The 16,910-nt window shown below is 34.4% G+C and carries 16 protein-coding genes; 3 read left to right on the plus strand and 13 right to left on the minus strand.

Features of this window, described 5'->3' with window-relative positions; all coding sequences use genetic code 11:
* The first annotated feature begins 71 nt into the window (after positions 1-71).
* The gene (locus tag ACIDC4_RS14035) at positions 72-1,874 is read left to right on the plus strand and encodes a GNAT family N-acyltransferase (protein WP_412045123.1); all 1,803 of its coding nucleotides are present in this window, start codon (positions 72-74) and stop codon (positions 1,872-1,874) included.
* Between the two features lie 91 nt (positions 1,875-1,965).
* On the opposite strand, the gene ACIDC4_RS14040 is transcribed toward ACIDC4_RS14035, so the two are convergent.
* The 5 genes from ACIDC4_RS14040 to ACIDC4_RS14060 form a co-directional block, all read right to left on the minus strand.
* Entirely contained in the window at positions 1,966-3,066 is a 1,101-nt protein-coding gene (locus tag ACIDC4_RS14040) for a suppressor of fused domain protein (RefSeq protein ID WP_412045124.1), read from the minus strand.
* Positions 3,067-3,324: 258 nt separating this feature from the next.
* A complete protein-coding gene (locus ACIDC4_RS14045; RefSeq protein WP_412045125.1) occupies positions 3,325-3,789 on the minus strand; it encodes a DUF2752 domain-containing protein in 465 nt (154 codons plus the stop codon).
* Positions 3,764-4,144, minus strand: a complete 381-nt coding sequence (locus ACIDC4_RS14050) for a DUF4234 domain-containing protein (protein ID WP_412045126.1) — start codon at positions 4,142-4,144, stop codon at positions 3,764-3,766. Before ACIDC4_RS14050 ends, ACIDC4_RS14045 begins: the two co-directional genes overlap by 26 nt.
* Before the next feature lie 182 nt (positions 4,145-4,326).
* Positions 4,327-5,274, minus strand: a complete 948-nt coding sequence (locus ACIDC4_RS14055) for a 2-hydroxyacid dehydrogenase (protein ID WP_412045127.1) — start codon at positions 5,272-5,274, stop codon at positions 4,327-4,329.
* Positions 5,275-5,387: 113 nt separating this feature from the next.
* A complete protein-coding gene (locus tag ACIDC4_RS14060; protein ID WP_412045128.1) occupies positions 5,388-6,914 on the minus strand; it encodes a hypothetical protein in 1,527 nt (508 codons plus the stop codon).
* A gap of 229 nt (positions 6,915-7,143) precedes the next feature.
* Between ACIDC4_RS14060 and nhaA the strand changes: the two genes are divergently transcribed.
* Both nhaA and ACIDC4_RS14070 read left to right on the plus strand, forming a co-directional pair.
* Positions 7,144-8,289 (plus strand): Na+/H+ antiporter NhaA, encoded by a 1,146-nt coding sequence (nhaA, locus tag ACIDC4_RS14065; protein WP_412045129.1) that lies wholly within the window; start codon positions 7,144-7,146, stop codon positions 8,287-8,289.
* A 4-nt stretch (positions 8,290-8,293) separates the two neighbouring features.
* Positions 8,294-8,836 (plus strand): hypothetical protein, encoded by a 543-nt coding sequence (locus ACIDC4_RS14070; RefSeq protein WP_412045130.1) that lies wholly within the window; start codon positions 8,294-8,296, stop codon positions 8,834-8,836.
* Between the two features lie 152 nt (positions 8,837-8,988).
* Here the strand turns inward: ACIDC4_RS14070 and proC are convergent, their stop codons facing one another.
* From proC to serS, 8 genes are all read right to left on the minus strand, one after another.
* Entirely contained in the window at positions 8,989-9,765 is a 777-nt protein-coding gene (gene proC, locus ACIDC4_RS14075) for a pyrroline-5-carboxylate reductase (protein WP_194617951.1), read from the minus strand.
* A gap of 100 nt (positions 9,766-9,865) precedes the next feature.
* Positions 9,866-11,215, minus strand: coding sequence for a magnesium transporter (gene mgtE, locus ACIDC4_RS14080; RefSeq protein ID WP_194617952.1), 1,350 nt, complete (start codon positions 11,213-11,215; stop codon positions 9,866-9,868).
* On the minus strand, positions 11,199-11,984 hold the full coding sequence (gene rsmA / locus ACIDC4_RS14085; RefSeq protein WP_083692330.1) for a 16S rRNA (adenine(1518)-N(6)/adenine(1519)-N(6))-dimethyltransferase RsmA: 786 nt from the start codon (positions 11,982-11,984) through the stop codon (positions 11,199-11,201). Before rsmA ends, mgtE begins: the two co-directional genes overlap by 17 nt.
* Positions 11,985-12,095: 111 nt before the next feature.
* Positions 12,096-12,299: a hypothetical protein gene (locus ACIDC4_RS14090; RefSeq protein ID WP_412045131.1), complete on the minus strand. Its 204-nt coding sequence runs from the start codon at positions 12,297-12,299 to the stop codon at positions 12,096-12,098.
* A gap of 36 nt (positions 12,300-12,335) precedes the next feature.
* Positions 12,336-12,647, minus strand: coding sequence for a DUF4286 family protein (locus tag ACIDC4_RS14095; protein ID WP_412045132.1), 312 nt, complete (start codon positions 12,645-12,647; stop codon positions 12,336-12,338).
* A gap of 141 nt (positions 12,648-12,788) precedes the next feature.
* Positions 12,789-14,570, minus strand: a complete 1,782-nt coding sequence (locus ACIDC4_RS14100) for a tetratricopeptide repeat protein (RefSeq protein WP_412045133.1) — start codon at positions 14,568-14,570, stop codon at positions 12,789-12,791.
* Positions 14,571-14,652: 82 nt separating this feature from the next.
* Positions 14,653-15,471: a prolipoprotein diacylglyceryl transferase gene (gene lgt, locus ACIDC4_RS14105; RefSeq protein ID WP_412045134.1), complete on the minus strand. Its 819-nt coding sequence runs from the start codon at positions 15,469-15,471 to the stop codon at positions 14,653-14,655.
* Between the two features lie 90 nt (positions 15,472-15,561).
* Positions 15,562-16,833 carry a serine--tRNA ligase gene (gene serS, locus ACIDC4_RS14110; protein WP_412045135.1) on the minus strand — a complete coding sequence of 424 codons (1,272 nt, stop codon included), beginning with the start codon at positions 16,831-16,833 and terminating at the stop codon, positions 15,562-15,564.
* Positions 16,834-16,910: the final 77 nt, after the last annotated feature.

A 16,910-nucleotide genomic window follows, 5' to 3' on the forward strand; every position in this document is an offset into this window, starting at 1 on the left:
GTGTTTGAAACAGCGAAAAGTAGACTTTTTTGTTATCTTTGTTCGCTGCTCTAATAAATTAAAAATAGTACATGGGTTTAGTTACCGCGAAAGAAGTTGCAAAGGCAATAAATGTTGAGAAGTACGGAGTTCTTGGTACTTTTTCAGGCTGGATTCTTATGAAGGTCCTTAAAATTTCTACCCTTAATAAAATTTACGATCATAATAAACATTTAGAAGACGTTGCGTTTTTGAACGGAGTATTGGATGAATTGCAAATTAAGTTTGAAATTCCGGAAGAAGATTTAAAACGTTTACCTAAAGATGGCGCTTATATTACCATTTCAAATCACCCTCTTGGAGGAATTGATGGTATTTTGCTATTGAAATTAATGCTCGAAAGAGAACCAAATTTCAAGATTATCGCCAACTTTTTATTACACCGAATTGTTCCGCTAAAAAAATACATTATGCCGGTTAATCCTTTTGAGAATCATAAGGATGCTAAATCGAGCGTGGTGGGAATTAAAGAGACTTTGCGTCATTTAAGTGATGGAAAACCGTTAGGAATTTTCCCTGCCGGGGAAGTTTCTACCTATAGAGACGGAAAATTAGTAGTGGATAAACCTTGGGAAGAAGGTGCTCTAAAATTGATTAGAAAAGCCAAAGTTCCGGTTGTACCGATTTATTTTCATGCTAAAAACAGCCGATTATTTTATTGGCTTTCTAAAATTGATGATACCTTAAGAACTGCTAAACTACCATCTGAATTGCTTACGCAGAAAGACCGTGTAATTAAAGTTCGTATTGGAAAACCAATTTCTGTAAACGAACAAAATGAGTTTGAATCGTTTGAAGATTACTCTGAATTCCTGAGAAAGAAGACTTATATGCTTGCCAATCCTTTTGAAAAGGACCATAAATTATTGGACACGGCAAGTTTAAAAATACCAAAAGCACCTAAAAAAATCGTTACGCCTGCAAACGAACTAGAAATGATTAACGAAGTAAACGCGTTAAGAAATAGCGATTGTCGTTTATTGCAGAGTAAAAATTACGAAGTATTTTTTGCAAGAGCAAAATCGATTCCGAATATCCTGCACGAAATTGGCCGTTTGCGCGAAATCACTTTTCGTGAAGTGGGCGAAGGAACTAATGAATCTATCGATTTAGACAAATTCGACCAATATTATCACCATATGTTTTTATGGGATGATGAAACCAAAAAAATTGCCGGTGCCTATCGTATGGGATTGGGTTCTGAAATTTACCCTAAATACGGTATTGAAGGTTTTTATTTGAATGATTTATTTAGATTCGAACCTGAATTGCATGATATGATGCACAAATCGATCGAAATGGGTCGTGCGTTTATAATCAAAGAATACCAGCAAAAACCAATGCCTTTATTCCTTTTATGGAAAGGTATTATTCATACTACGTTACGTTATCCTGAACATAAATATTTATTGGGCGGTGTGAGTATCAGTAATCAATTCTCTGACTTTTCGAAATCACTTATGATTGAGTTTATGAAGTCGAATTATTATGATCCTTATATTGCGCAATACATTCACCCGAAGAAAGCGTATAAGGTAAAACTAAAAGATGCTGATAAGGATTTCATCTTTGATGAAGCAGAATCTGACTTAAACAAATTCGATAAAATCATTGACGAATTAGAACCAGGAAATTTACGTTTGCCGGTTTTAATTAAAAAATACATCAAGCAAAATGCACGTGTTGTCGCTTTTAATGTCGATCCTTTGTTCAACAATGCCGTAGATGGTTTGATGTATATAAGAATCGCAGATATTCCTGAAAGCACTATGAAACCTGTTATCGAAGAGTTTCAGATAGAATTGGAACGTAAATTATCTGAGAAAGAAGATTAATTACAAAATTGGATATAAAATAAAAAAACTCATAAGCCGCAGCTTATGAGTTTTTTTATTTTAATACTTTATTTGCTTGTTGCTGTTCACTTTAAACAACTTCTTCCCGGTTTAAATTAAATATTTCTTCTCCAATATCATCTAATTTATCAAGCACACCCTCAACTCCGGATTCTATCATTTCTGCTCTTTCTTTATTTGATATTGGAACTATCCATAAAAAAGTAGTATTTGATTCTCTATATTGAGGCAATTGAATTTCCGGCAGCACTTTGAGCTTATTGGTAAGTATACCAAAATTAAATTTTTCATTAACTCCTGTTTGAAACTCTACAGTATGCCCTTCTGCTAAAAAAGTAACAAAATCCCAAGGTATTGCTGTTATCCCGCTTATAGAGCTCCCAATTTTATTTATCTGGTCGTTATTCAATGCAGACTTTAGAATAACTCCAAGTTCTATTCTATTAACATCACTTGTGTTTTCAAAATACATCTCTATTTTGGGCTGTGGTCGCAATGATACTGCTACTGTTGCAAAAACAACTTTTTCTTCACCTTGATTTACACAAAGACCTTTTGGAGGCCATTCTGCATTATCAATTGCAAAATATTTTTCACTTTTACCGAATATTTCATCGTAATAATCTAAAATTTCTGGCTGCAGAATTCTAAAAGGACTCATTTCTTCATCCCATGATTTTAAAAATTCGTCTGAACGTTTAACACGCGTGCGCATTTCATTATCTTCTGAAAGTTCCCACGCAAAATCGCCTGTTCCTTTACAATCGCGAGCGTATCCGTAAAAACCGCCATTACCTCCCCAACTAGGAATGACACATAAAATTTCTCCGTTTTCTAATAACGCCGCTCCATCTCCTTCTTCCAGCCAAACAATTTCCAGAGTATTAGCATTAAGTCCTTCCTGTCCTTCCGGAAATTTGCAAAACTCTTTGGTTAACATAGGAGGAACACCTTTTTCCATCAATGCTGTCTCTATTTCATTTGGAGCTGCGCTTAAATTTCTAATCCAACAGCTTTTTGTACCAAAATCTTCATTATCCCCAAACAGATAAAAGTAGGCCGTTCTATTATCCTGTTCTACAATTGCAGTTATTGGACAGCCAGGACTTCTTAGCTCAAGAATAACCTTAGGTTTTTCAATTTTATTATTGTTTCTACTAAATAATCCCATGTTTCTATATTTATTATTCCCAGATTAAATTACGCTTAAGCAACGTTTTTTATCTTGAAAACACTATTAATTTTAAACTAAAATAATACTTTTTAATTTCAGTTGGCACGAACTTATCTGTAAAAATTATGGAAAAGTAATTTATCACTTCCTTTTAAATTTGATCATCTATACGCTCACACTATAGGGAAAATACTTAACGTTGACGCGAAGTCAAAAAAAAATCCCATTTGCTTTCACAAATGGGAACTTAATATTTTAAAACCAAATCGACTGATGTAAGATATCATCAAAGGAGTTATTCCTAACAAATAGTACTAACCTTATCAAATGATAAAAGGCCAGAAAATAAGCCATATTATAGGCTAATTTTCGATTGTATAGAATTCCTGTAAAATATTCTTTTTTGGTAATGATTTCTGTGGTTAATATAATAATGGTCAGCCAGCAAAATAGAATAACAAAAGGTCCTAAAATGTGGTAACTAACACTCTTATAAATATCTCCCTGATAAAAATACACCAACGATTTTGTTATACCACAACCCGGACAAGGAAATCCGGTAACCATTTTAAAGGGACAAAACGACTGATCTGTTTCTAAATGGTCATTGTGGTTGTTAAGCATTAAGAAAAACGGAATTATCAGTGTAATTGCTGCACCGATAATTCCGTAAACTTTACGCTTTACTCTGCTATTATTTGTATAATCTGTTGATATCACCTTGTACGATCATTGCAGCTGCCATAGGAAAGAAAAGACCTAAAACAATTAATAAAGTAGACTGATCTTTTTGAAGCTCACCAGTTTTTTCATAAACTTTTGGCAACGCATCTTTACCAGCTAAGTAATAAAAATAAATATTTACAGGTAAACAACATCCTGCAAAAATTGCAATAGGCTGCGAAATAACTTCTTTTTTAGCTACAGCATTAAAAACCTCTGCAACTTTAATATTCCAATAAATCAAATATAAACCACAAGTTAAAAATCCAAAAATCAATACCATTATTGGATCTACTTTGAATACTGGGATTTCGTTAAAATCATTAGACGTCTCTTTAAAATTGTTTTCCATTTTTATTTATTAAAATTAATTGGTTAGTTCCTACTCTTCGGATTTTCGGCTACTCCTTATTTAGAAACAATATTATTAAAAATTAACTGTAAAAACTAATAATCACCTGAAAATTGTACAGAAAAAACTCGTTATAAAACTCTAAAAATATTACAAGCCTTCTAAGTGCTTTTTGACTGAACTTACTTTGAGTAAACTGTTTTAATTTTATCGACAATAACCTGCGCCAGGCGTTCATGGCTCTCAAATGTCCAACCGGCAATATGAGGCGTTAGTAGAGCATTTTTAGCTTCTAGAAGATATTGAAAAGCTTCGGGAGTATTTTTATCCTGAAATAAAGTTTCAAAGGATAATTTTTCATATTCCAAAACATCCAAACCTGCTCCCAAAATCTTTTTAGACTTCATCGCTTCAACCAAATCTGCCGTGACGATGTTTTTACCACGTGATGTATTGATGATCCAAAATGGCTTTGCGAAAGCATGTATAAAATCAGTATTGACCATTTTATCTGTTTCAGGAGTCCACGGAAGATGTAAACTCAAAACATCGGCTTTTTGCTGTAATTCCTGTAATGAAACTTGTTTGGCATTTTCGTCTCCAATATTTTCTAAAATATCATGAAAGATAACATCGACTTCAAAACCGCGAAGTTTTTTAGCGAAAGCTTTTCCCATATTTCCATAACCAATAATCCCTACCGTTTTGCCATCTAATTCGTGGCCGCGATTACTTTCACGATTCCAATGTCCGGCTTTAATTTCGGCGTCGGCCTGATTCAAATTATTAAATAAAGACAATATTACGCCCAATGAATGTTCTGCAACAGCGTTGCGATTACCCTCAGGAGCAGCAATCAAATGAATTCCTTTTGTTTCGGCATACTCACAATCGATACTTTCCAAACCCGCGCCAACTCTGGCAATAAACTGCAAATTGGTCGCTTTGTCGAGAAAGGTTTTATCAATTTTAAAACGGCTTCGAATTACGATTCCGTTATAATCTTGAATTTTGGCCTCGATTTCTTCTTTCGAAGATTTAAAATCGGCGTGGTTTTCAAAACCGGCATCTTCTAATTGTTGCCAAAGAATTGGGTTATTGCTGTCGATATGCAGAATTTTTATGCTCATTGTAGTTGTTTTTTTATGGAAACAAAAATACGGCTAATTCTTTATATTTTCCCTTCATTACTCATCGAACAAAATGTAAAGCAAGCCAAAAATGGTATTAAAATATTTTTTGATTAGTCTAAAAGATAAGCAAACGAATAGAACACATATGGCGAATCGTATTTTATCACTCCTGTTGTTAGCTGACCATTTGATTCTTTCATTCTAAACTCAGTAAGCGCAGCATAACCCGGTGTTTGAAACTGACGAATTAGACGTCCTTCTTTATTTATCACGAAAATTGCCACACTCTGTTTTTCATCTCCATTAGATTTTTCCGTCAAGTACAACCAAAACACAAAATCTCCATTGGCACGTTTAAATCCTTCTGCACTATTGATGTACGGTACTTCGTAATTATCCGGGAATACAAATTGTATTTGCCATAAAGCTGTATTATGTGAACTCAGTTTTTCGAATATGATTTTATTCGAAAACATTCCTTTTTGCTTAAAGTTATAGGTTTCCTTTTTTACTTCATCTTTATAAAATGTAACCGTCGACCAGGTTTCTTCTTTCGCTGGTTCAACAACAGATTCCTGAGTTTCTGCAGAAGTTTCTGTTTCGCTTTCCTCTTCATCACTTTCCTCAGGTGCCGATGGTCCGCGATAAACAGATTCATAAGGTTCTTTATCTGACTTGTCTGTAGTAACTTTTAAATCTGAGTTTACTGTAAATCTTTTATTCGTTGCATAATAGTAACCATCGGCACTTGTATTTTCTATTCCTTCAATATACAAACCGCCATCACTATTCAATTTTATTTTATCTATTTTCGTATCTACGTACTGCTCAAAAACATTCATTTTTAAAAGTTTAAGATTAGTGTCGAGTATTGCGACAAACGGCATTTGCTCTACTTCAGACTTTCCAACTTGTCCATAAACACAGATTTTACCTTTTAGATATTCTACAGAAAAATTACCTGTTGGTATATACGAAATACCTTTTTCCTGAAAAGATTTTAGGAATATCGATTCCATTGATTTACTAACCGTTTCATAACCTGAGTAGGTATTATTAAATTTTAGTTTATCGATATGATATTCTTTTAAGTTATAGCGCACTCTTCCTTCGCCAGTTTGTTCTTCAACGGACTGAGTTAAAGTTCTATCTTCTTTTTTGATAAATAATGTAAACCCGCCCTGATTGTCTGTTTCAACCTGAGTGGTAAAAAGTTCATACTTTGTTTTAGGTTTTAATGCCAGTTTTTGCTTTTTTATTTCTTTCCCTTCTTTATCGAGTATTAAAACAAAAGCAGCAGTATTGTTACGGTTTTCATCACTTTCTTCGATAACGAAAAGCATATTTCCGTTGGCTAATGCATGAACACCTTCAAGATATCCGGTTTTCATATCCCATTTATATTGCCATAATTCGGGTGAATTGTATTTTTTCGAAAAATGAATAACTGATTTTACTTTCAGTTTTTCATTACCGGTTATTGGCTGATCCTTTTGATAGTTTTTGTCAATACTTACAGGAATGGGCTTTTTTTCAGAGATTTTTCCATCATTTTGAGTGTTTTCTTTTTTACAGGAAATTTGAATCAGAATAAAAAAAAGTATTAAAGCGCGAAATAGACCTATTTTATAGTTCATTAAGGTGGTTTTGGTTATTAAGAAGCACGAAAATACTATTATTTTTTTTAAGTTTTTTCTTAAATCAACAACGATTAAGAAGCTTCTAAAAAGCATCAAAATTTATTTTAAAGATGTTGTAAAGTCAAATAGAAAGCTGCTGAATTTTTTATTGGTGAGATTTTTTTTAACTTTGAATAAATACGAATAGAGAAAATTTCTCTTTTTTAAATCTTCAGAAACCTCCGCAATGAAACTAACCAAGACTTTTAAAGCCTTTTTTGACAACGAAAAATCAGGAGGATTGCTCTTACTATTTGTTACGCTTATATCGCTATACCTTGCCAACTCCCCTTTTCAAACTGAATATATTGCTTTTTGGGAAAAAGATTTAGGCGGACATTCGATCACACACTGGATTAACGATGGTTTAATGACCATTTTCTTTTTATTGATAGGCTTAGAACTGGAACGAGAAATCTATCACGGAGAACTATCAAGTATAAAAAACGCTTCATTACCAATTATGGCGGCTTTTGGCGGAATGTTGGTTCCCGCGGCTATTTTCCTGGCTTTAAATTTTGGAACTGCAACACAAAACGGGGCAGGAATTCCTATGGCAACTGATATCGCGTTTGCCATTGGGATTTTATCTCTTTTAGGAAAAAGAGTTCCGGCGTCATTAAAAGTATTTTTAACAGCTTTGGCGGTTATAGATGATCTGGGAGCGATTATCGTTATTGCTATATTTTACACCACCTCAATTGCATTTGTAAATCTTGCTATTGCTTTAGGAATATGGGTTTTCTTGTTTATTTTGAATCGAATGAAAATTCACAATCTGATTCCTTATTTAATTGGAGGAATTGTGATGTGGTACTTCATGCTTAATTCGGGAGTTCATGCTACCATTACGGGTGTTATTCTGGCATTTGTAATTCCGTTTGGAGATGGCGGAGAAAAATCTTCTTCGTATAAATTACAGCACTTTTTACACAAACCTGTTGCTTTTGTTATTTTACCGCTATTTGCTATTGCCAATACATGCATCGCTATCGAATCTGACTGGCATCAGGGATTAAATCATCCTAATACATATGGTATTATTTTAGGTTTAGTGATAGGTAAACCATTAGGGATTTTGCTTTTTTCTTCGATTGGAGTAAGTGCCGGTTTATGTGCTTTACCCAAGAGTCTAAAATGGGCGCATATTCTGGGCGCAGGAATGTTAGGCGGGATAGGTTTTACAATGTCTATTTTTATCACGCTCCTGGCTTTTAAAGATCCTGAGGTTATTGTTTTTTCTAAAATTGCCATCCTTATTGCATCCGTACTTTCCGGAATATTTGGATTTGTTTATTTGAAATATATCCTGACAAGAAATAAAACCATTTGATTTTATGAATTCGATATCTAAAATTACAGCTGTATTTGTACTTGCATTGCTGGTTTTGGCCTGCAATAACAAACCAAAACCTGTAATCGAAAAAGATGCTTCTACATCAAAAGTTTCACTTAAAACGAACACAAATGAAGACGTTATTGAAGGTTTATATGAAACACATCCGGAATCCGAAAATAGTGACGAATGCAAAATTTCGATTGAAATAACCAAAACTAAAACAGGTTATAGTTACTTTCTAAAAACGAAACTTCGAAAATTAAAAGGTATCGCCACGTTAACCACCAACGAATCCGGGGAAAAAATTATCGCTTTAGAAGGCATAGAATGGGATGAATATGAGGGTGATATTAGCCGTGAAGAAGAAAATGATTCTATCGCTGATTCAGGAACAAATTCTCAAGAATTAAAAATCCCTGTAGGAATTGGCGCGGGCTACACCCAAGATACTCTCACGATTCAGAATTACGGTAATGCCATGAATTCTTACACTAAGATTTCAGAATGCGGGAGGAAATATATACAGCTGATTAAGAAATAGATTTTTTAAATTCCAAAATTTCAGTTGTGAATAAATTCCAAATCCTAATTTTCCACAATCTTGTCATCTTTGACAAACTGTACGAAAACAAAAAATCCCAAACCCCAACAAAGTTGGAATTTGGAATTTTAAATATTGTAATTTATTAAATTTTATCCCTTGATCTGTTTCAAAGAAGTCTTAATACCTTTTATCAAAGATGAACTAAAGCCATTATGTTCCATTTCGTTCAATCCTACGATTGTGCAGCCCTGCGGCGTTGTTACACGATCGATTAATTGTTCCGGATGTACTTTTTCCTCTAGCAACATTTTAGCAGCTCCTTTTACAGTTTGTGCTGCAATTGCCAAAGCGGTTTGAGAATCAAATCCTATTTCGATTCCGGCTTGCATCGAGGCACGAATGTATCTTAAAGCATAAGCTGTTCCGCATGCACCAAGAACCGTTGCAGCATCCATTAATTTTTCATCGATAACGGGAGCAGTTCCTAAATCCTGAAATAAGTCAACGATTGGCAATGCTTTTTCTCTGTCCTTTTCAGGGAAAGAAATACAGGTTGCCGATTCGCCAAATTGTGCTGCAATATTGGGCATAATACGAATTACCGGAAAAGCATTGTTTGTTTTTTCCTGAAGCATATCCAAAGACAAACCACTCACTGCCGAAGCAATGGTTTTTCCCGGAATTGCTGATAAAATTTCAGCAAAAACAGTATCGACCTGATACGGTTTAATGGTTAAAATTACCACATCGGCCTCTTGAATATTATGTTTATTATCTGATGAAACCGTGATTCCGTACTCTGTTAAATATTGAATACTGGCGATGTTTCTTCTTGTAACTGTGACTTGGTTGTTTTTGGAGAATTTAGCAATTCCCAAGGCTATAGAAACCCCAAGATTTCCTCCTCCTATGATATGTACTTTCATTGCTTATTTATTGGCTGGTTAATAGCGAATTTTTCAGCCACAAATTACACAGATTTTACAGATCTTAAATCACTGTATTCTATTAATTTGTTGCAAAAACTTAGAAACCAAGAATCAATTTGGCTACTCCAAAATAGAGCATAATTCCAAATACGTCATTGGTTGTGGTAATAAACGGACCTGTCGCGATTGCGGGGTCAATTTTATTTTTATGTAAAAATAACGGTACCAGAGTTCCTAAAGTCGCAGCAAATAAAATGACTACAATCATCGAAATTGAAATGGCAATTCCCACTAAATATTGTTGGTACATTATAGAATGATACGCCAATAAAAGCAAGGATATAATGGTTCCTGAAATCATAGAAACGCTAATCTCTTTGCTAAAATAACCACGGCTAAATTCTTTTAATGTTCCGTTTGCCAAACCTTGCACCACAATCGCCGATGCCTGAACACCAATATTTCCTGCGGTTGCAGAAAGTAACGGAACGAAAATAATTAAGGTTGAATATTTTTGAAACGTTGCTTCATTTCCTTTCAAAACAAAAGATGCTACAATTTCGATCACCATTCCTATTAAAAGCCATGGCAAACGCGCTTTTGTTAGTTCAAGCACACTATCGTTTGATTCTACGTCCTGTGTAATACCCGCCGCTAATTGATAATCCTTATCAGCTTCGTCCTTGATTACGTCTACGATATCATCAATTGTAATTCTACCTACCAAACGTCCTAATTCATCAACAACCGGAATTGCCTCTAAATCGTATTTTTGCATGATACGCGCTACCTCAACATCTTCGGTATCTACGTTTACAAAGTTGAGTTTTCGAATATAAATATCAGAAATTTGTGTTTTGGTCGAAGTTGTCAGTAAATCTTTTAGTGATAATCTTCCTTTTAATCGGTTTTCATCATCGACCACATAAATCGAATGTACTCTGGAAACATTTTCTGCCTGAATACGCATTTCTTTTACACACGTCAGTACATTCCAATTTTCATTGACTTTTACTAACTCTTTTCCCATCAAACCACCCGCAGAATTTTCGTCGTAACGCAACAAATCGACAATGTCTTTTGCGTGTTCAACGTCATTAAGCTCAGAGATTACTTCCGCTTTTATTTCCTGCGAAAGTTCACCAATAATATCGGCCGCATCATTCGTTTCAAGCTCATCAAGCTCTTCTGCAATTTCTTTAGGCGAAAGTCGGCTTAAGATGTTTTCACGCAAATCATCTTCCAGTTCCAGAAGAATTTCTGCCGTTTTATCACTATCTAAAACCTTAAAGATATAAGTTGCCTCATCAAAATCCAGTTCATCCAGGATTTCGGCGATATCAGCATGGTGCAGATCATTTAGTAAAACTTCAAGTTCTTTGTCGTTTTTGCTAACGATATGCTCTTCTAACTGGTGGATTAATTCTTTGCTAACTTTGAACTCCATCGGCTTCTATTTTTTGAGTCAGAACAATAAATTCGTCTACGCTAAGCTGCTCCGGACGCTTATCAAAGATAGTGTCTAATCGCAATTCATCAGATAAATTTAATGTTTTCAAACTGTTACGTAATGTTTTTCGTCTTTGCTGAAAAGCCGTTTTTACTACTGTAAAAAACAACCTTTCTCCGCACGGAAGGCTATAATCTTCCTTTCGGGTCATTTTCATCACACCCGACTTGACCTTGGGCGGAGGAATAAAGACGTTTTCATCTACTGTAAACAGATACTCTGTATCATAGAAAGCCTGGGCCAATACGGATAAGATCCCGTAAGCCTTTGAGCCTTTTTTCTCGCAAATTCTTTCAGCAACTTCTTTCTGGAACATCCCCGAAAATTCTGGGATCTGATGTTTGAATTCTAAAGTTCTAAAAACGATTTGCGTTGAAATATTATAAGGAAAATTTCCAATAATAGCGAATTGTTTATTTTCGTAAACCTCGTTTATATTGTATTTCAGGAAATCCTGAGAGATAATCTTATCTTTTAGTTTTGGATAATTTTCGCCCAAATACACCACAGATTCACCATCAATCTCGATCACGTGCGTGTTAATTGGTTTGTCAAGCAAATACTTAGTCAACACACCCATCCCCGGTCCTATTTCTAAAACCTCATCATATCCTTTTAAGCTTAAAGTATCTGCAATTGCTTTGGCGATACTTTCGTCTTTCAGGAAGTGTTGTCCTAAATGTTTTTTGGCTTTTACTTTTTCCATTTTCTTTTTTATTAGCCACAAAGGCACTAAGGTATTTTTGCCACGAAGACACTAAGACACAAAGTATTATTTTTATTTTTGTTTTGTGAGATTTGCCACAAAGGCGCTAAGTCACAAAGTTTTTTTATTCTTTTCCAAATCAATTACAATCTGGAAATTGTCTTTGTTTTTGTCTACTTTATTCTTCACAGGAAATCTACTTATTCTCTCACTTAAGCGTAAAAAACTATAAAATCTTTCAACTTTAGACAACTTCAAAAAATCCTCTTGCTGTTGTTTATTACTTTCTTCTTTAGTTTGAAATCTAATTTCCATAATTTTTTATTTTTACTAAGACTGAAAACTTAGATTTTAATGCTCCGAAATCACTTCTAACTCTGTTCTGAAAGAAAGCATTTTATCTGCGAACAATCCTAAAGCTTCTCTGTGAAACTCAGGTTCGTCTTCGATATAATATTTTTCCAAAGTTTCTTTGCTGTCAGTAACATATTGAACAGAATAGGTAATTCCACCCATTTCTTCTTCAATTAGAACTTTTACAATTCTTGCTGACGAAAATTTATTGGTAGCCAGAATTTCCGGTATGTGTTTTTCCTGCATCCATTTTAACCATTGGTCATGAACGCTCTCGTGTATGTTTGTGGTAACGTTGTAAATAATCATTTTTTTTTAAGGTTCTGAGATTCTAAGGCTCTAAGGTTCTGAGTTTTTTTTTACTGTTGATCACTAAAATCTTTACAAATCATCATATTACTAATTCTCTATCTATTGGAATTTGGAATTTGCTTTTTTTGGAATTTAATTCTACAAATTCTTGTCTCCTCTCAACTCTCGGTATTTTTTTCTGGCATCAACAAAGTAAATACTGTCCTGATGATTAAAAATTACCTTTTCATACAAAGGTTTTGCCTTTTCTGTATCTTTCAATTCGTCGTTGTAAATTTCTGCCGAAAAAAACAGCGCTTCATCTACATAAATTCCGTCGCTATGATTGTCAATGATCTGTTGATATTGGCTTAAAGCCGAATTAAAATCTTTTTGACTTTCATAAATTTTACCTAAACGCAACAACGTTACAGCTTCTATTTCTTGTCCTTTAAAGGCTTTTAAAATACTCTGAAACTGAGCAATTGCTTCCGGTTTCTTATTCTGATAGATTAAAAAATCACCTTTTGCAAATTGTTTTAATGCCGTTTGTGTTGAATCAGCCACGGTATTGTCATTTATCAGTAAAAAATATTCAAGAGCGTCATTGGCAATCAACTGTGTGTTTGCGGCTTTCAGCTCTTTAAACTGTTTCAAAGCCCATTCAAAATCGCCTTTGTAATAACTTGTTTTTGCCGCTTTTAAACTGGCTTCATGCGCCATGACATCATTCTTTAAATCCAATTGAATTTGCGAATAATAAATCAGCGCCTGATTGAACTTTTCTTCTAAAAGCAAGATGTCCGCCAACTCCATCTTCGCATCTGCTTTTTGATAATCATTCAAATTTAATTCTAATGCTTTTTTAACGATTGCCTTTCCTTCTTCAGTCTTTTTAAGATTAAAAGCCAGGAAATGCGCCTGAATTATTTGCAAAGATAAGGTAAAAGGAGTTATTTCATAGGTTGCAAGCAATTGTTGTAACTCTGTATTGATATTTGGATAATCTTTTTCCTGTGCTTTATCGATTTTAATTTGCATTAAATACGAATTCGTCTGAATCAGCAAGTCTAAATCTTTGGTATTTAAAAGAATAAAATTCAGAATTTCTGTAGCTGTATCGGTGTCATCTTCATTCAAAGCAAACTGACTTAGATTGACAATACTCGAAAGTGATTCCGGTTCGCGTTTGTAAATCGCTTTTTCCTGAATAAAGGCTTTCCCGAATTCTTTTTGCTGCACATAAAACCAACTCAGGTAATGATTCCAGAAAACGTCCTGATCTTTTTGAGTTCTTAGGATTAATGCTTTACGCATGGCATCTTTAAAAGCCGTATTATCGGTTTCACCATTCATGAAACGGGATAATTGCGTTTGTATTAAATTGGCGTTTTGCGGATTATTATACGATTCGGTCAATAAAAGATCAATCATTTGATCGGTTTTCCCTAACTGCCCGTACAACATTCCAATCTGGAAATTAAAATTATAATTGGGCTGTATTTGCATTGCCGTCTGATACGCTTTTAAGGCATATTCGAGCAATACTTTTTTCTCGAAAGAATTCCCAATTCCGTAAACATCATTCGGACTGGTTTTGATTTTTCCTATAGCCTGCTCGTAGTAATCTTTGGCTTTAGCCTCGTTTTTCTGTAATTGATAGTTATACCCCAATTCTACTAAAAAAACACCTTGTTTGTATCTGTTATAGCGTTCCTGAATCACTTTTTGAGCCAAATCAAATTGTTGTAATTGCTGGTAACAATCGATCGTTCTTAAAAAATACTGAGTATTGGATGGCGAAATTTTCAGCAACTCTTCATAACTGATTTTAGCTTTTTCGAAATCACCTTTATCGTAGTAATATTGAGCCAATTGCTCGTTTTGCGAAAAAGCAAAAGCAGACCATAGTAAAACGATATAAATAAAGATGTTTTTCATAATTCAGTCTTTTTTTTTCAGTTTTCAGTCTCAGTTTTCAGTCTCAGTGCAATTCACTGTAAACTGACACTGCGACTGCACACTAAACCTTCTTCGATTTCCAGATTATCAAAGCTACACCAATTAAAATAAAAGGAATACTTAGTACTTGCCCCATATTAATAATCATATCATTTTCAAAGGCTTCTTGATTCTCCTTGAAAAATTCGATTATAAATCGGGCCACAAACATTAAAGTTAAGAAACATCCGAAGATAAATCCATCAGCTTTTTTAAACTTTTCTGTTTTATAAAGATAAAGAACAATTATGAAAATCAATAGATAAGCAAATGCTTCGTACAATTGTGTTGGATGTCTTGGGATCATATCATCTCTTTGAAAAACAACTCCCCAGTTTCCGTTCGTTGGTTTTCCGTAGATTTCAGAATTCATAAAATTCCCAAACCTTATAAAAGCGCCTGTTACCGGAACTCCAATGGCCATTTTATCTAAAATCCATAAGAACTTAACATTGTATTTTCGGCAATATAAAATCATTGCGATCAATACACCAATAGATCCTCCGTGACTAGCCAGACCCTGGTAACCCACAAACTTATAAACTCCCGCTACTTTCTGAATAGGTAACAGAATTTCTATTGGATGCTGTAAAAAATAAGAAGGCTCATAAAAGAAACAATGACCTAATCTGGCGCCCAAAATTGTCCCGACAATTACATAAACCAATAAACTATCCAGATTATCCAGCGAAAGATGTTCTTTTTTATAAATACTTCTTACGATATAATACCCCAGTAAAAGTCCGATAGCAAAAAGAGCTCCATAATATTTTAAAGGAAAACTATCCGTTATCATGACAATAACCGGATCTACATTCCAATTTAAAATTCCGTTACTCATAATAGGTTCTTTATTAAAGTATTCAGTCGCAGTTTACAGTCACAGTCAAAAACTGTAAACTGTCACTGCGACTGTACACTTATTTTAATCTTAATTTATAATATCAAATCCGCAGTAAGGGCGTAAAACTTCTGGAATTACGATTCCTTCCGGAGTTTGGTAATTTTCTAATATTCCGGCCAAAACTCTTGGCAAAGCCAATGAACTTCCGTTAAGCGTGTGTGCCAATTGGTTCTTTCCGTCTTTGTCTTTGAAACGCAATTTCAAACGATTCGCCTGAAAAGTTTCGAAGTTAGAAACAGAACTGATCTCTAACCAACGATCCTGCGCAGTAGAAAACACTTCAAAATCATATGTCAAAGCCGATGTGAAACCCATATCTCCACCACACAAACGTAAAACTCGGTATGGCAATTTCAATTCTTTCAAAATATCTTTTACATGTTCTACCATTCCGTCAAGTGCTGCATAAGAATTATCCGGATGTTCAACACGTACAATTTCTACTTTATCAAATTGGTGCAAACGGTTTAATCCGCGCACGTGAGCTCCGTAAGAACCTGCTTCACGACGGAAACATGGTGTATATGCTGTATACAAAATTGGTAATTCAGTTTCAGCTAAAAGAACATCGCGGAACAAATTTGTAACAGGAACCTCAGCAGTTGGAATTAAATATAAATCATCAATTGTTGAGTGATACATTTGTCCTTCTTTATCCGGTAATTGTCCTGTTCCGTAACCTGAAGCTTCGTTTACCAAATGCGGAACCTGAACTTCATTATATCCTGCAGCCGTATTTTTATCTAAAAAGTAATTGATTAAGGCACGTTGCAAACGAGCTCCTTTTCCTTTATAAACAGGAAAACCAGCACCGGCAATTTTTACACCCAATTCGAAATCGATGATATCGTATTTTTTTACCAATTCCCAGTGAGGTTGTGCACCTTCGTGAAGAACCGGAATATCGCCTTCTTCAAAAACATTTAAGTTATCGTCCGGAGTTTTTCCTTCAGGAACAATATCAGCCGGAAGATTGGGTAAAGTATATAATAAATTGGTTAATTCGGTTGCCAAAGCTTCTGCTTTTTCGCCTAGTTCTTTACTTTTTTCTTTTAATGAAACCGTTTTTTCTTTTAAGATTGCCGCTTTAGCTTTCTCTCCCGCTTTCATTAATTCTCCAATGTCTTTGGATAATTTATTAGATTCAGATAAAGTGTTGTCTAATTCAACTTGTGTGGCACGACGGTTTTCGTCTAATTGCACGACTTCTTCAACAACGCTTTTAGCATCGATATTTCGTTTTGCTAAAGCCTTGATTACTTTCTCCTGATTCTCTCTAATAAATGCGATTTGTAACATAGCTTGATTTTTATAACTATTGTATTTTTTTATAACGGAAGCAAATTTAAGGAAATGTTTTATAAGATCACGACAAA

Origin of the sequence: Flavobacterium sp. C3NV, assembly GCF_046825355.2 — a bacterium.
Lineage (GTDB): Bacteria > Bacteroidota > Bacteroidia > Flavobacteriales > Flavobacteriaceae > Flavobacterium.

Coding starts and splice junctions, on each gene's coding strand:
- ACIDC4_RS14035 (WP_412045123.1), top strand. CDS start 72: ATGGGTTTAGTTACCGCGAAAGAAGTTGCAAAGGCAATAAATGTTGAG.
- ACIDC4_RS14040 (WP_412045124.1), bottom strand. CDS start 3,066: ATGGGATTATTTAGTAGAAACAATAATAAAATTGAAAAACCTAAGGTT.
- ACIDC4_RS14050 (WP_412045126.1), bottom strand. CDS start 4,144: ATGGAAAACAATTTTAAAGAGACGTCTAATGATTTTAACGAAATCCCA.
- ACIDC4_RS14055 (WP_412045127.1), bottom strand. CDS start 5,274: ATGAGCATAAAAATTCTGCATATCGACAGCAATAACCCAATTCTTTGG.
- ACIDC4_RS14060 (WP_412045128.1), bottom strand. CDS start 6,914: ATGAACTATAAAATAGGTCTATTTCGCGCTTTAATACTTTTTTTTATT.
- nhaA (WP_412045129.1), top strand. CDS start 7,144: ATGAAACTAACCAAGACTTTTAAAGCCTTTTTTGACAACGAAAAATCA.
- ACIDC4_RS14070 (WP_412045130.1), top strand. CDS start 8,294: ATGAATTCGATATCTAAAATTACAGCTGTATTTGTACTTGCATTGCTG.
- proC (WP_194617951.1), bottom strand. CDS start 9,765: ATGAAAGTACATATCATAGGAGGAGGAAATCTTGGGGTTTCTATAGCC.
- mgtE (WP_194617952.1), bottom strand. CDS start 11,215: ATGGAGTTCAAAGTTAGCAAAGAATTAATCCACCAGTTAGAAGAGCAT.
- rsmA (WP_083692330.1), bottom strand. CDS start 11,984: ATGGAAAAAGTAAAAGCCAAAAAACATTTAGGACAACACTTCCTGAAA.
- ACIDC4_RS14090 (WP_412045131.1), bottom strand. CDS start 12,299: ATGGAAATTAGATTTCAAACTAAAGAAGAAAGTAATAAACAACAGCAA.
- ACIDC4_RS14095 (WP_412045132.1), bottom strand. CDS start 12,647: ATGATTATTTACAACGTTACCACAAACATACACGAGAGCGTTCATGAC.
- ACIDC4_RS14100 (WP_412045133.1), bottom strand. CDS start 14,570: ATGAAAAACATCTTTATTTATATCGTTTTACTATGGTCTGCTTTTGCT.
- lgt (WP_412045134.1), bottom strand. CDS start 15,471: ATGAGTAACGGAATTTTAAATTGGAATGTAGATCCGGTTATTGTCATG.
- serS (WP_412045135.1), bottom strand. CDS start 16,833: ATGTTACAAATCGCATTTATTAGAGAGAATCAGGAGAAAGTAATCAAG.